Raw genomic sequence first — 14,805 nt, forward strand, 5'->3', positions numbered from 1 at the left:
GAAAGCGGCATGCACCCGGCCGGGGACAACCCGCGCCCCGCTGACCCCGCGGCTGTTCCACGCATAGCCTTGGTAGGCGTCCACGGCTTCGGCGAACGGCATCTGGTCAACCTGGCGCGGCTCGAGGAAGCCGGCGCCGTCGAACTTGTCGCCGTGGCGGACCCCAACCCGCCCGCCGAGGGACGGCTTGCGGAGTCGGTTGCCGTTTTCGACGACCTCGCGCAGCTGTTGGCCGCAGACCCGGGCGTCGACGTCGTTATTCTTGCCACCCCCATCCAGACCCATGCTCCCTTGGCCCTCGCGGCCCTGTCAGCCGGCAAGGACGTCTATGTGGAAAAGCCACCTGTGGCATCCATCGCCCAGTTCCAGGAAGTGCTCACAGCCGCCGAGACTGCCGGGCGGCTGGTGCAGGTGGGCTTCCAAAGCCTTGGTTCCCATGCGTTGCCTGCCATCAGAAACCTGGTGGAATCCGGCGGCATCGGTGACGTCCTTGGCCTGAGCGCCAAAGGGCAGTGGGTGCGGAGCAAGGCCTACTTCAAGCGTTCACGGTGGGCCGGGAAGCGGAGCCTCGCCGGTATCGACGTGGTGGACGGCGTGGCTACCAACGCGCTGGCCCACGCCGTGGCCACAGCCCTTCACATGGCCGGGGCGCATACGCCCGCGGACGTGGAGTCGGTGGAGACGGACCTGTACCGGGCACACGAGACGCAAAGCGATGACACCTCCATCATCCGTGTCCGTACCACCGGCGGCATCACACTGCTCTGCGGCCTGACGCTGTGCGCGCCCGAGCAGCAAAGCCCGTCCGTGACGGTCCACGGCACTCTCGGCGAAATCACGCTGTTCTACACCGAGGACGAGGTGGTCATCAGCACGGCCGACGGCGAGCGCCGCGAGACATTCGGCCGGACCGACCTGCTGGAGAACCTGCTGGACGCCCGGTCCAGCGGCGCCCCCCTGCTCTGTTCCCTGCCGGACACCGGCGCCTTCACTACGGTGCTGGAAGCCATCCGCACCGCACCGGCGCCGCAGCAGATCAACCCGGACCACATCACCTGGGAGGGAGAGGGCGACGACGCCCATCCGGTGGTGCATGGAATCGGGCCGTTGATTGAGCGTGCTGCCAAGGCCCAGGCTACTTTCGCCGAGCTCGGGGTGCCCTGGGGCCGGAAACTGCCGCCGGTCCGCACCTTGACGCTGGACGGGCACTCCATTGCGGAGCACCAGGACGGCAGCCGCATCCGCGCCGTCTCATCACCGCGGCCGTACCTGCACCCTGTCCGGACCCACGGCGGCACCGTTGTCACGGATCACCAGCCGCTGGACCATGTGTGGCACCTTGGTGTTGGGGTGGCCCTGCAGGACGTGGACGGCATCAACTTCTGGGGCGGCCGCACGTACACCCGCGAAGCCGGCCAATACGTCTGGCGCCCGGACCACGGGAGCATCACCAGCACCGGAACGTCCGTTGAAGAAACTGATGCCCTGACAGGCGGTCCTGACGGCGGGCTGCGGGAGACCCTGAGCTGGAACGGACCCCACGGCGCGCCGGTCCTGGTTGAAGAGCGCACCTGGACCTGGTCCGGTGTCAGCTCCGCCGTCTGGCGGCTGTCCCTGGACTTCGCCCTTTCCCCCGCCGGCGACCAGCCGGTGAGCTTGGGCAGCCCTGGGTCCAACGGCCGCCACGAAGGCGGTTACGGCGGGTTCTTTTGGCGGCTGCCTGAATGTGACGGTGCCTCCGTGTGGACGCCGGCCGGCGCCGGCGAATCCGAGGTGCATGGTTCAGTTACGCCCTGGCTCGCCTGGGCCGGGAAGTTTCCAGGCGGCGGCAGCGCAACCCTCGTTTTCGTGCCGGCCGGGGATTTCACCGACCCCTGGTTCGTCCGGGTGGACGGCTACCCGGGGGTGGGCCAGTCACTCGCATGGGACACCCCGGTCATGGCCGAACCAGGCACTCCAGTACAGCGCAGCATCACCGTTTTTGTGGCCGACGGCATCTTGGGCACGGCAGACATCGAAGCACTAATCAACCGGCAGGGGAACCGTTCATGAGCCAGACAACAGCTGTACCCACATCGCTTGCGGGCAGGGTTGCCCCGGCGTCCGCGGACGACCGCGCCATCAAACGCCGGCGGGTCCTGGACATCCTCGATGCGAAGGGAAAGGATTCCCTGCTGCTGACCACCAACACGGCGCTGACCTGGTACCTGGACGGCGGCCGCGTGCACATCAGCCTGGCCGGCGATCCGGTCGCCGCCCTCCTGGTGGACCGCGACGGCGACCACCTCGTCACCTTCAACAATGAAGCCGGCCGTATAGCTGCCGAGGAACTGCCCGCGGGCGTCGCCCTCCACTCCGTGCCCTGGTACGCCAACCTGCACGAGGCGGCGGCCGCCGTCGGCACTGCTGCCGCAAGCGGGTCCGTGCCGCTGCCGGAAGCGGACGTCACCGCAGAGCTGCGCGCGGCCCGCCAGCAACTGCTCCCGGCGGAGAGCGCCCGCTACGCCCGCCTCAGCGCCGAAGTTGCAGCCATAATGACGGACGTCCTCTCCGCGGCCCGGCCGGAAACCACCGAGTTCGAGCTGGCATCCGCCCTGGCCGCCCGGGTTGTTGCCGCCGGAGCCGAGCCCTTGGTACTCCTGTGCAACGGCACTGGCCGGAGCGAGTTCCGGCACCCGCTGGCCACGCATTCGCCCCTGGGGCGCCGCGCGATGGCTGTGGTGTGCGCACGCAGGGACGGCCTGGTCGCCAACATCACCCGCTGGGTGAGGTTCGACGCCGGCACTCCCGAAGAGCGCGACGCCGAGGCACGCATCGCAGCAGTAGAAGCAGACATCTTCGACGCCACCGTCCCCGGTGCCCGGCTGGACCGCATCTTTGGTGAGATCCAGGCTGCCTACACGCGGCACGGTTTCGGAGCCGGGCAGTGGGAACAGCACCATCAGGGCGGGCCCGCCGGCTACGCTGGCCGCGACCCCCGTGTCACCGCTGCAGCGACGGACACCGTGGTCCTGAACCAGGCCTTCACCTGGAACCCGTCCGGGCCTGCGGTGAAGATCGAGGACACCGTTCAGCTCACCGAATCGGGCCTGCAGGTCCTCACCGTCGATCCCCGCTGGCCTGTTGCCACTGTCAATGGGCTCGCGCGGCCGGTGGCACTCGAGCTGTAGCGGAACACGCAAAAACCCCGGGACGCAATGTCCCGGGGTTTTTTGCGCCTTGTGGGCTACGGCAGAACCAGTTCTCCGTCGACCCGGCGCGGGATACCCAGCGGGTTGCTTTCGAGCAGTGCCGGGTGCAGGACCGTCTCGGGCGCATCCTGGTAGGCGACCGGACGCTGGAACCGGCGGACCGCCGTCGCGCCTACCGAAGTGAAGAGCGAGGTGGTGGCCGGGTACGGGCCGCCGTGCTGCTGGGCCCAGTTCACGGCCACGCCGGTGGGCCAGCCGTCGAAGAGGACGCGTCCGGCGAGGTTGGACAGCTGCTCCACGAGGGCGGTGATGTCCTCGCCCGGCCGGGCATGCACCGTGGCGGTCAGGCTGCCGGGAACCTTGGCCAGGACTGCGGAGAGTTCCTCCTGGTCCGCGTATTCGATCAGCATGGTGGTGGGGCCGAAGCATTCCTCCAGCAGTTCCTCGGGGCGCTCCAGGACCTTCGCAGCCGGGGTGGAGAAGACCACCGGCGCAGCCCCATCGGAGACCGCATCCTGGTCAACGCTGCCGCTGACCACCTCAACGCCTTCCACGGAAGCGAAGCTGCGCAGCCCGTCCGGGTACGCCTCGGCGATCCGGCTGGTGAGCATGCCGAGGGCCGGCTTGTCCTTGCTGGCCGCCGCCACTTTCGCGGCGAAGTCCGTTCCGGCAGGGATAAAGACCAGCCCGGGCTTGGTGCAGAACTGTCCGGCGCCCAGGGTGAAGGACGTCGCCAGCCCTTCCGCAAGCTGCGCGGAGCGCTCCGCCAGTGCTGCCTCGGTGACGACAACGGGGTTTAGGCTGCCCAGTTCGCCGTAGAACGGGATGGGCTCGGGGCGGGACGTGGCAAGGTCGAAGAGGGCGCGGCCACCGGGGATGGAGCCGGTGAAGCCGACCGCTTTGATGGCGGGATCCTGCACGAGCGCGGTTCCCACCTCGCGGCCTGCGACGAGGGCAAAGAGGCCTTCCGGCGCTCCTGCGGCAGACAGTGCCTCGGTCATGATTTCGGCGGTCCGCTCCGAGAGGCGCAGGTGGCCCGAGTGGGCTTTGACGATGACGGAGCAACCCACCGCAAGGGCGGAAGCGGTATCTCCGCCGGCCACCGAGAAGGCGAACGGGAAGTTGGACGCGGAGAACACGGCCACCGGGCCGATGGGCCGCAGGATGCGGCGGAGGTCCGGCTTGGGCGGGGTGGAGTTGGGGTCCGCGTGGTCGATCACGGCTTCGAGGTAGGACCCCTCGGTGATCACGCGGGCGAACAGGCGCAGCTGGCCGGTTGTCCGGGCCACTTCGCCGGTGAGGCGGGGTGCGCCCAGGCTGGTCTCTGAATCGGCGAGCTCCACCAGCTCGGCGGCGTTGGCGTCAAGCGCATCGGCCACGGCCGTGAGCCAGGCCGCTCGTTCGGCATCGGAGGCTGCTGCGGAGATCTTGGCTGCCTCGGTGGCGGCGGCCGTGAGCTCGGACAGGGAAAGGGTTGCAGTTGTCACTTGAGGTACCTGTTCTTCGTTTCTGGATTCATCGAGTCTGCGTTGATCTGCTTTAGCCTGCATCGTGAAAGCGGAAGCCGAGCCCGGGCTGGTCCGTGAGGGTCACCCTGCTGTCGCTGAACCGGACCGGCGAGGGGCCTGCCAGGATACCCAGCTGTTCAAAGGATGCCTCCTCCACGTCCTCCACCAAGGTTGGCTCGGCGAGCGTCAGGGCCAGCTGGCCGGACAGTTCGGGGAGCAAGTGCGGCATCACCTTGATGCTGTTGGTGCGGGCAAGCTCAACAATGCGCCTGAACGGCGTAATACCACCCACCCGGATGATGTTTGGCTGGATAATGTCCACCGCCTCGGCTTCCATGAAATCCCGGAAGCGGTAGATGGTGTGCAGGTTTTCACCAAGGGCGATCGGTACCGGCGAGTGCTTGCGGAGCCTGCGGTAGGCCCAGAGGTCGTCCGCCCGGATGGGTTCCTCGAGCCACTCCAGGCCGAAGCCGGACAGGACGTCCAGTGCTTTGAGCGTGGTAGGCAGGTCCCAGCGCTGGTTGGCGTCGATCATCAGCTTCCGGTCGGGCCCCAGGACGGAGCGGACGGCGGCCACCCGTTCGGCGTCCTCGCGGATGTCCGGTTTGCCTACCTTGATCTTCACTGCCTGGTGACCGGCGGCTACCCACCGCTCAGTCTGGGCCACGAGCTCTTCGAGGCTGTAGTGCAGGTTCACCCCCGAGCCGTACACCTCCGCGGACTCCTGGCGTTGTCCCAGGAGTCCGGTGACGGAGATGTGGGCGCGGGAAGCCTGAAGGTCCCACAGCGCCAGGTCCACTCCTGCCATCGCAATGGTGGTCAGTCCCCCGCCGCCGGCCTCGTGCAGCCGTTTCCACAGCGAGTCCCAGACAACCTGCGGGTTGGCGGGCAGCCCGGTGATAAAAGGGGCGATGTCGTAGTCCAGCAGGGCCTTAACCGCCTGCGGACCAATGGTGGGCGTCCACGAAAAACCGTGCCCCGCACCGCCGTCGTCCGTGTGGATTTCCGTGACGATCACGTGGTTTTCCGGAGCCTCAGCACCCCAGCTGCGGCGCAGTGGGACGGTGATGAGCCGGGTGGAGAGGCCTGTGATGCGCGGTACCGTGCGGACGGCGACAGTTGCGGGGGCACTCATCAGCGGCCGGCCAACTCGTAGCCTTTGGCGAGGATAGCCTTCAGCTGCACGAGCTGTTCCTCGGTTGGGTCCACCAGCGGCGGGCGTACGGAACCGACCGGCATTCCGCCCAGGCGCAGGCCCGCCTTGATCAGTGAAACGCCGAAGCCGGGGGTCTGGTCGCGCAGGCGGACCAGCGGTGCGTAGAAGCCCTCCAGCAGGGCGTTGCGGCGTTCCTCATCTCCGGAGATGTAGGCGTCGTAGTAGGCTTTGGCGATTTCCGGGGCCATCGCGAATGCCGCGGAGGAGTACAGCGGGATGCCGAGGCCGCGGTAGGCGCCCTGGGTCAGTTCGGCGGTCAGCAGGCCGTTGAAGAAGGCGAAGTCCTCGCGTCCCGTGGCACGCACTGCAGACACGATTTCCTGGGCGAGGCCCACGTCGCCGAGGCCGTCCTTGAAACCGATGACCTTGGGGTTGGCGGCCAGCCGGGCCATCGAGGCGGCGGTGAACTTGGCGTTGCCGCGGTGGTAGACGATCACCGGCAGGCTGCTGGCGCCGGCCACGGCCTCGATGTACGCCACGAGCCCGTCGGTGGGGCCGGTGACCAGGTACGGCGGGAGGACCAGGAGGGCGTCAGCACCGGCTTCTTCTGCCGCGCGGGCGGCGGCGATCGCGTGGCCCAGCGGACCGCCGGCGCCTGCCACTACGGGCACCTTTCCGGCAACAACCTCGACGGCGGCGGTCACCACAGTGCGGACCTCATCGATGCTAAGGGCGTGGAATTCGCCGGTCCCGCAGGCGGGGAAAACGCCGCCGGGTCCGAACGGGAGCCGGGAGCTGATGTGTTCCTTGAGCAGCCCTACGTCAACAGCGCCTTCAGCCGTGAACGGGGTGACGGGAAAGAACAGTACGCCGTCGAATTTCATGGTGTCTCCTTGGCTCCGCTGCCGGCAGTGACCAGCGCGGAGTTCTCGTCGTTGAGGGTGGGGTGGGACTTAAGTTCGGTGCGCCAGCTGCGCGTGGGGTGCCAGCCCAGGAGTTCCTGTGCCTTGGCGATGGAGAAGGCCGGGCTAGTACCGGTGAGTCCTGCGCTGAGGACTTCACTTCCGGACAGGAACTTCGGCATCAGTTCCGCGAGGGGCGCGGTGGCCAGGGCATCCGCGGCTCCCACGAAAAAAGTTTCCCCGTTGGGGATGGACGGCATCTTCGCCAGCAGCAGGTCCAGGAAGTCTGCCACGTCCCGGGCATCCACGTAATTGAACAGTGCGGGCGCTGACAGGGCGGGATCGGCGAGCCGTTCAGCGAGGGTGTGGCCCTGCTGCGTCAGTGCGCCTTCCCATTCCTCAGGCGAAATGACAAAGCAGGGGCGGAATGCCGCGTAGTGGATCTTGTCGCCCTGGGCGGCAGCGAACGTCTGCACTGTCTGCTCGGCAATGAGTTTGGACAGGGCGTAAGCGTTCCAGGGCCGCGGCGGGGTCCGCTCATCCAGCGGGAACGACGGCGGCAGCCACCCCGCGGGTGAACCGTAGCCCAGCACGGTGGGGCTGCTGGCGGTCACGATCTTCTGTACGCCAACTTCGGTCGCCGCACTGATCACGGCAAAGGCGAGCCGTGTGTTCGTGGCGAAGATGACGTCCTCGGGCGCACTGAACGGTACCGCTATCGCTGCCAGGTGGATGACGGCGTCGGGCGTGGTTTCCCGGAGGAGGCGCAGCGCCTCGCCCGGCGCCAGGAGGTCGGCAGTTTCCTGCACGACGCCGGCGGGCAGCTGTTCGGCCGAAACGGCGTCGCGGTCCACCGAAATCACCTTGTGGCCCTTTTCGGCGAGTCCGGCCACAACGCTGCGTCCCAGGCGGCCGGAGCCGCCGGTGACAAAAATCCTGCTCATGTTATTCCTTCGGATCCGGTGCTGCGGTCACTTGCCGCGGCGGAGGTCGACGCCGAGGTCCAGGTCCTCGATGCGTACGGGCAGGGAGGTCTCGAGGGAGCGGTTGCCGGCGATGCCCACGGAGACGGAGCGCAGCCCGTCCAGGTAGCCGGAGGGGCGACCCAGCGGATCCTCGCCCGGGCCGTTGAAGAGGTCCGAGAGCAGGAGCTCGTCGCCGCCGCCGTGGCCGCCTTCGCCGTTGACGATCGGCACCTCGTAGGCGGACTCCCAGTGGCGCTGGACTACGAGGCGTTCGCCGTTGCGGCGGATGGCGTCATCCTCTTCGATGGGGGTTGCGCTCGGATCCACTACGGTCTTCTTGTCCGTGCTGGATTCGACGGCGGCGCGCTCCACCACCTCCAGCTCGGCGCGGCCTTCGGTGCCGTTGACCGCCACGCGGTAGCCCTCCCAGGGGCTGTGGGCGTTCAGGGAGTAGCTCAGCCGCGGGCCACCCTGGTACTCCACTACCAGTGCGAGGTTGTCCTCAATAGTGATGCCGCCGGTGAACACGTCCTGGTCGCGGCGGTATCCGTCGTAGTGCTCGTTGTCCAGGAACAGTGCCCTGAGCCGCTCGTCCTCCCGCAGGTCCAGCGTGAACGGATCCTTCTCCGCTGTGGCGGGTGCATCGGCGTCGGGCGTGCCGCGTTCGGGACGAGGGCCCAGGCCGCGCTCGGCGGCGTTCTTGTCACCGTAGAACTTCAGGCCGCCGGAGGCGAACACGCGCTCGGGGACGTCGTCAATCCACCAGTTGACGAGGTCGAAGTGGTGCGAGGCCTTGTGGATCAGCAGGCCGCCGGAGTTCTTCTTCTCGCGGTGCCAGCGGCGGAAGTAGTCCGCGCCGTGCACGGTGTCCAGGACCCAGCTGAAGTCGATGGAGGTGACCTTGCCGATCACACCGCTCTGGATGATTTCCTTCAGTGCGCTGTTGCGTGGCGAGTAGCGGTAGTTGAAGGTCACCACCACATTGCGTCCGGTTTCGTGGACGGCCTGGGTGATGCGGCGGCAGCCCTCGGCGTCGATGGTGAGGGGCTTTTCGACGACGACGTCGGCACCTGCCCGGAGTGCCTCAACAATGTAGTCCGCGTGGGTGTAGTCCGGCGTAGTCACCACAACGCGGTCGATGCTGTTGTCCTGGATGAACGCAGTGAGGTCGGCAGGATCAAAGGACGCTACCGGCCCCGGTGCGCCGAGTTCCTGGATGAGCTTCTGGTAGAACTCCACGCGCCCCGGGTTGACGTCCGAGAACGCCACGAGTTCGGCGGTTTCTGCGTGCTCGCCGAAGATGGCGCGGATGTACATCTCGGACCGGCCGCCGGTGCCGATCAAAGCAATGCGCGCTTTACCGCTGCCTCCTGCAGCGCCGACAGCGGCGGTGGTCTCCGCGGCAGCTGATGCCGCTTCTGCAGCAGTACTTGACTCGGCTGTGTTGACCATGAGGGGTCCCTTTCGAAAGCTGATACCCGGCCGCGCCGGCGGCCTCTGATGTTCGACATTGAGTGCCCTGCTGCACCCAGCCCAAGAAAGCGTTTTCTCAGGTCGCTATTAGATTTGTACCAACCGGAACGGCTATCCGTCAACCATTATCAGCGTTGAGAGAAAGCGTTTTCTACTCCTCTGCGGGATGAAGTGCGCCACTGTAGGCGGAAAGTTACGGGAAAACTTGGGAAAACAATAGAAATCGGTTTCCCAAGCCGGTATATGCTTTGTTCCAATACCCCGTCGGGCAAAGGCGGAAAGCACCTGCCCGCGGGCAGCACAACGGCGCAGGGCGGGTCCCGCCGCGCTACAGAAGGGACCACCATGGCCAGGAGATCGGCAACCGGCAGGATCGGGATCGCGGATGTTGCGGTCAAGGCTGGGGTTTCCCATGCGACAGTATCCCGCGTGATGAACGGCAACTTCACCGTGGACCCTGACATTGCGTCCCGCGTCCGCGCCGCCGCGGCGGAGTTGAAGTATCAGCCCAACCCGGTGGGCCGCAGCCTGGCCCTGGGCAAGACCGACACGATCGGTATTGTGGTGCCGGACCTGGCCAACCCCACTTTCCAGGCAATCCTGCGCGGCCTGAGCCGCGCCGCCGCCCAGGACGGTTACCGGGTCCTGATCGCTGACTCCTTCGAGGTGTCCAGCGAAGAGACCATCCTCGCCGGCGAAGCCCGCCGACGGTGCGACGGCCTCGTCCTTTGCGCTCCGCGCATGAGCGACTCCGAACTGGAAGAGATTGCGCCGTCGCTCCACCCCTTGGTGCTGATCAACCGCATCACGGCAGCCGCGGATGTACCCAGCCTGGTGGTGGATTACGGGCGGGGGGTGCAGGACCTTGCAGAGCATCTGGTGGACCTGGGCCACACCCGCCTGGCATTCCTGTCCGGCCCGCCGCGAAGCGCCTCCAACGGCATGAGGCTCCAGGGCCTGGAGGCGTTCAAAGCCGCTCATCCGCAGGTGGATGTCCGGATGGTTGAGGGCGGCTCAGACTTCGACACGGGGCATGAAGCCGTGGACGCGGTACTGGAAAGCGGCGCCACCGGAATACTTGCCTTCAACGACCTGGTGGCCATGGGCCTGATGAGCGGACTCCATGAACGCGGGCTCAACGTCCCTGGTGACATCTCGGTGACCGGATTCGACGACATCCCCTTCGCCAGGTACACCACCCCTGCCCTCACCACCGCCGCCGTCCCGATCACGGAACTGGGCGAGCAGGCGTGGCACCAGCTCCGCGCGCTGATCCGCAAGGAAGATAGTGACGCGCCCGGCAGCCGGTACCAGCCGCGCCTCCAGGTCCGGGCCAGCAGCGGCCCGGCCAAGGCCCCTCGCTCAACGGTGCACGGCTGACCCCTGGGCTACACCTGGGGCTGGGGCAGCGGCTTCAGGAGCACGTCGATGAACTGGGACAGTCCGTCCGCCACGTCCACCTCCTTGTTGTAAAGCCACTGCAGCTGCAGGCCGTCGGAAACAGCCACCACCAGCCGTGCAAGATCCCTCGCCGGCAGGTCCGCGCGCGCCTCTCCAGCCTCCTGCCGGCGTTTAATGTCGGTGGCCAGAACGTCAACCACCTCGGCAAACCGCTCTTCAAAATACCGGTGTGAATCATGATGAGGGTCATTGGCGGTAGCTGACGCCACTGCATACAACGTGGTGAGCCCCGGTTCATGACGGTTGCGCTCGGCGGCCCGGACCATCAGCGGGAGGCCGGCTACTTTTTCCTCTGTGGCTGCGAGGCTCCGGCGGTCCCTTTCGGCGAGAACGGCCGTCAGCAACTCCTGCTTGCCGCGGAAGTAATGGAAGAGGGTGGCTTCCTTTACGCCCACCAGCTCAGCCACCCGCTTCATCGCGGTGCCTTCAAAACCTTCCGTGGCGAAGACGTCGGTTGCGGTTTGGATGATCTGTTCGCGGCGCTCTGCACCCTTTGCATATTGTCCACGCGGCTTTGAGGAAGGCATCAAGCCAGTGTATTTCACTGCTTCGCCGCAAAACCTAGTCAAACTCGGTTTTTGTCGGTACCATCTTCTTCAGGACCCAACGGAGGGTCACTTTTTGTCAGGAGGCACCGTGGTCAGCAGCCTCGCAGGCGGCTGGAGCGTGGACCTTCGTTGCTTCGGAGCTGTTGACGTAGCCCTCATCACTGACCTCCTGCCCAAAGTCCAGAGCGAGAACGCCAAGACGTTCGGCGTCTTCAACATCGCCCAGGCACTGCCCCAGTCACTGGTCCCCGCACTCTTCATCGGCGGGGCCGTCGTCGGCATCGTCGGCGCCGTCCTCGTTACCCGCATCAAAAGGAGTTAAGTAAGTGAATCCCACCCTTTCCCCGGCCGTCACGGCTCCGGCCGCCGGTTCCCCGGACGCCGAAGCGCGGATCAAAGAACTCGCCGAGAGCCTTAGCCTCGAGCAGCAGATCCAGCTGCTGACGGGCGCAGATGTGTGGGCCACGCATGCCCTCCCCTCGATCGGACTCTCCCGCGTTGTCCTGTCCGATGGCCCGTCGGGCGTCCGGGGCGAAGACTTCGACGAGCGCCACGACTCCGTCTCGCTGCCGTCGTCGTCCGCCCTGTCTGCCACCTGGAGCGCCCAGATGGCGCACCGCTACGGACAGGTCCTCGGCCAGGAAGCCCGCCGCAAGGGCGTCCACGCCGTGCTGGGACCCACCATCAACCTGCACCGCTCACCGCTGGGCGGCCGGCACTTTGAGTGCATGAGCGAGGATCCCCGCCTGACTGCAACCCTGGCAGCCGGGTATGTTGCCGGTGTCCAATCGATGGGCGTCGGCGCCACCCCCAAGCACTATCTCGCCAACGAGGCGGAGACGGACCGTTTCACCGCAGATTCCGTGGTGGACGAGCGTCCGCTGCGCGAACTGTACCTGGCGGCCTTCGAGGATGCGATCACCGAGGCGCAGGCCTGGCTGGTCATGAGCTCCTACAACTCCATCAACGGCACCACGGCCAGTGAGAATGAACTCCTGACGACACCGCTGTCCACGGAATGGGGCTTCGACGGTGTGGTGGTCTCGGACTGGACCGGCGTCCGCTCCGTGGAGGCGGCGAACGCCAACCAGGACCTGGAGATGCCCGGACCGGTAGGCCACTGGGGTCCCAAGCTGCTGGCTGCCGTGAACGACGGCCGGGTCAGCCGGTCCGCCATCCTCGAAAAAGTCATCCGCATCCTCCGTCTCGCAGCCCGTGTGGGTTCACTCGAAGGCGTCAGCCCCGCAGTGGCCGGACTTCCGGCAGCCCTCAACGCCGCCGTCGTGGCCCGTGAAGTGGCCATGCGCGGTGCGGTCCTGGTCCGCAACAGGGACGGGCTCCTTCCGCTGAAGCCGGCTTCGCTGCACAACGTCGCGGTCATAGGCCACAACGCGGAGGAAGCCCGTACGCAGGGCGGCGGGAGCGCCACCGTAATGCCCAAGTACACGGTCTCGCCCCTTGAAGGCCTGCGGGAGGCACTGCCCGAAGGCATTAGCCTGAGCTACACCCGGGGCGCCAAGGTGGCCGAAGGCCTGCAGGCCTTCCCGCGCACCTCGCTGCACAATCCGGTGTCCGGCGTTCCCGGCATGCGGGTGACCTTCCTTGCTGAAGACGGCTCGGAGATCTCCGGCGAGGACCGGCTCGCTTCGCACCTGATCTGGTTCGGCGTCGGGATCCCGGAAGGCGCGGCCGCCATCCGCATGGAGGCCGAATGGACCGCCCCGACGGCCGGTGTCCACCACCTGGGCGTCGGAACCGTTGGCCAGATCCAACTGTCCCTGCAGGGCGAAGAGGTGTTCCACGGCGATATTGAGGACGACACCGACGTGCTTGGCGCCGCCCTTTTCGACCCGCCCAAGACCGTCCACCCCGTGGAAACAGGTGCCGGCGAATCAGTCCGCATCCAGGCGGTCTACCAGCTGCCAAAGCAGCAGGTCATTCCTTTCACCGCCATCCTGCTGGGTGAGGAAACCGTGGTGGCGGACCCGCAGGCCGAGATCAAGGCGGCAGTGGAAGCGGCAAAGGCTGCTGACGTGGCCATCGTGGTGGTGGGAACCAGCGCAGCCATCGAATCCGAGGGCTTCGACCGCAAGGACCTGGACCTGCCCGGCCACCAAAACCAGCTGGTGGAGGCAGTCGCAGCGGTAAACAGGCGCACCGTGGTTGTGGTCAACTCCGGTTCGCCGGTCCTCATGCCGTGGCTCGACAAGGTGGGCGCCGTCCTGCTGGGTTGGTTCGGCGGCCAGGAATTCGGCCGTGCCATCGCCGACATCCTGCTGGGTGCGGAGGAACCGGGGGGCCGTTTGCCCACCACCTGGCCCGCCGCGCTGGACGACGTGCCGGTGCTGAACACCACCCCCGTTGCCGGCAAGGTGGTGTACACCGAGGGCATCCACGTGGGCTATCGTGCCTGGCTCAAGCAGCAGGCCGAAGGAGGCGCCGCCCCTGCCCTCCCCTTCGGCTTCGGGCTCGGCTACACCACCTTCGAACTGGGCACCCCGCATGCACCGCAGTCAGTCCCTGCGGGCAATGACGTGGTAGTGCACGTGCCTGTCCGCAACACCGGAGACCGCTCCGGCCGCGAAGTAGTCCAGGTGTACCTGGAGCGGACCGAGTCCGCGGTGGAGCGCCCCGTTCGCTGGCTGGCGGGCTACGCGGGAACACACCTGGCGCCCGGCGGTGCGGACAGCGTGGAGGTCCGGATTCCGGCCAGGTCCTTCGCGCATTACGACGGCGGCTGGCAGTTCGAGCCGGGCACGTTCCGGATCCTCGTGGGCCGCCACTCGGCCGACGACTTCCAGGCATTGGAGATCGGCCTGCGCTAGCAGCCGTCCCCGCATACAAGCCGCCGCTAAGGCCGGGCTGGCTCCGGACCTCCGGACGCCAGCCCGGCCTCTTTGTAGTACCCCTCAATGTGCGCGGCCACCAGTTGTGCCGCCCGCTCGCCGTCGTCATTCTGCACGGCCGCAAGGATGCCATGGTGCTCTGCCCGCAGCCGCGCCGCTGTGGCATCCCAGTCCGGCAGGTTACCGGTGAACCGCGATGCGTAGCCGGTGATGGATTCCCGCAAAGATCCCATCATGGCGCTGACTACTGCGTTGCCGGCCGCGTCGGCGAGGGCCAGGTGGAAACGGACGTCCAGGGCCAGGAACTCGTCCACCGCTACCGCTTCCGCATCCATCTCGTCCAATAGCCGGGCGGCGCCCTCAAGTTCCGGCGAATCAGGCTTGGCATGCGACACCGCCCATGACTCGAGGAGCACGCGCGTCTCTACGATGTCCGCCACGGGAAGATGCTGGGTGGCAACGTGCAGCCGCAGCGCAGAGCCAAGCGCCGCCGTCGGATCCGAAATGACCACCGTTCCCGCCTCGGGGCCGGACCCTACGCCGGCCCTGACGACGCCCATCGCCTCCAAAATGCGGATGGCCTCCCGGACAGAGGTCCGGGATACCTGCAGCTGCTCGGCCAGTGAACGCTCGGCGGGCAGGCGGCCGCCCACGGCCAGCCGCCCCTCGGAGAGCTCGGTCTCAATCCAGGCCAGGACAAGCTGATGGGTTTTCATGTGGCAATAGTAGTTGATGTGGTTGGACCACATGGCCTA

Annotated in this window: 12 protein-coding genes; 5 read left to right on the forward strand and 7 right to left on the reverse strand. The window is 66.9% G+C overall.

The window, feature by feature from the left end; translation table 11 throughout:
* Positions 1-9 precede the first annotated feature (9 nt).
* Together M1E07_RS16645 and M1E07_RS16650 are read left to right on the forward strand one after the other, a co-directional pair.
* Complete coding sequence (locus tag M1E07_RS16645; RefSeq protein ID WP_461190421.1) at positions 10-2,052, forward strand: DUF6807 family protein; 2,043 nt, start codon at positions 10-12, stop codon at positions 2,050-2,052.
* The gene (locus M1E07_RS16650) at positions 2,049-3,170 is read left to right on the forward strand and encodes a M24 family metallopeptidase (protein ID WP_461187735.1); all 1,122 of its coding nucleotides are present in this window, start codon (positions 2,049-2,051) and stop codon (positions 3,168-3,170) included. The genes M1E07_RS16645 and M1E07_RS16650 overlap by 4 nt, the downstream gene beginning before the upstream one ends.
* Before the next feature lie 56 nt (positions 3,171-3,226).
* Here M1E07_RS16650 and M1E07_RS16655 read toward each other — a convergent pair whose 3' ends face one another.
* Genes M1E07_RS16655 through M1E07_RS16675 form a run of 5 tightly spaced genes read right to left on the reverse strand, consistent with a single transcriptional unit; the run spans position 3,227 to position 9,174 of the window.
* Positions 3,227-4,678, reverse strand: coding sequence for an aldehyde dehydrogenase (NADP(+)) (locus tag M1E07_RS16655; RefSeq protein ID WP_461187736.1), 1,452 nt, complete (start codon positions 4,676-4,678; stop codon positions 3,227-3,229).
* Positions 4,679-4,730: 52 nt separating this feature from the next.
* Positions 4,731-5,834 carry a mandelate racemase/muconate lactonizing enzyme family protein gene (locus M1E07_RS16660; RefSeq protein ID WP_461187737.1) on the reverse strand — a complete coding sequence of 368 codons (1,104 nt, stop codon included), beginning with the start codon at positions 5,832-5,834 and terminating at the stop codon, positions 4,731-4,733.
* On the reverse strand, positions 5,834-6,739 hold the full coding sequence (locus M1E07_RS16665; RefSeq protein ID WP_461187738.1) for a 5-dehydro-4-deoxyglucarate dehydratase: 906 nt from the start codon (positions 6,737-6,739) through the stop codon (positions 5,834-5,836). The genes M1E07_RS16660 and M1E07_RS16665 overlap by 1 nt, the downstream gene beginning before the upstream one ends.
* A complete protein-coding gene (locus M1E07_RS16670) occupies positions 6,736-7,701 on the reverse strand; it encodes an NAD-dependent epimerase/dehydratase family protein (RefSeq protein ID WP_461187739.1) in 966 nt (321 codons plus the stop codon). Before M1E07_RS16670 ends, M1E07_RS16665 begins: the two co-directional genes overlap by 4 nt.
* Before the next feature lie 27 nt (positions 7,702-7,728).
* Positions 7,729-9,174, reverse strand: coding sequence for a Gfo/Idh/MocA family oxidoreductase (locus tag M1E07_RS16675; protein WP_461187740.1), 1,446 nt, complete (start codon positions 9,172-9,174; stop codon positions 7,729-7,731).
* 366 nt (positions 9,175-9,540) lie between these two features.
* Here M1E07_RS16675 and M1E07_RS16680 point away from each other — a divergent pair, with 366 nt between their 5' ends.
* Positions 9,541-10,575: a LacI family DNA-binding transcriptional regulator gene (locus tag M1E07_RS16680; RefSeq protein WP_461187741.1), complete on the forward strand. Its 1,035-nt coding sequence runs from the start codon at positions 9,541-9,543 to the stop codon at positions 10,573-10,575.
* An 8-nt stretch (positions 10,576-10,583) separates the two neighbouring features.
* Here the strand turns inward: M1E07_RS16680 and M1E07_RS16685 are convergent, their stop codons facing one another.
* Positions 10,584-11,183 (reverse strand): TetR/AcrR family transcriptional regulator, encoded by a 600-nt coding sequence (locus M1E07_RS16685; protein ID WP_461187742.1) that lies wholly within the window; start codon positions 11,181-11,183, stop codon positions 10,584-10,586.
* Between the two features lie 109 nt (positions 11,184-11,292).
* Here M1E07_RS16685 and M1E07_RS16690 point away from each other — a divergent pair, with 109 nt between their 5' ends.
* Positions 11,293-11,526, forward strand: a complete 234-nt coding sequence (locus tag M1E07_RS16690; protein ID WP_461187743.1) for a hypothetical protein — start codon at positions 11,293-11,295, stop codon at positions 11,524-11,526.
* 4 nt (positions 11,527-11,530) lie between these two features.
* A complete protein-coding gene (locus M1E07_RS16695; RefSeq protein ID WP_461187744.1) occupies positions 11,531-14,029 on the forward strand; it encodes a beta-glucosidase family protein in 2,499 nt (832 codons plus the stop codon).
* A 26-nt stretch (positions 14,030-14,055) separates the two neighbouring features.
* Here the strand turns inward: M1E07_RS16695 and M1E07_RS16700 are convergent, their stop codons facing one another.
* Complete coding sequence (locus M1E07_RS16700; RefSeq protein WP_461187745.1) at positions 14,056-14,766, reverse strand: FadR/GntR family transcriptional regulator; 711 nt, start codon at positions 14,764-14,766, stop codon at positions 14,056-14,058.
* Positions 14,767-14,805 lie beyond the last annotated feature (39 nt).

The organism is Arthrobacter sp. Z4-13, from assembly GCF_054792705.1.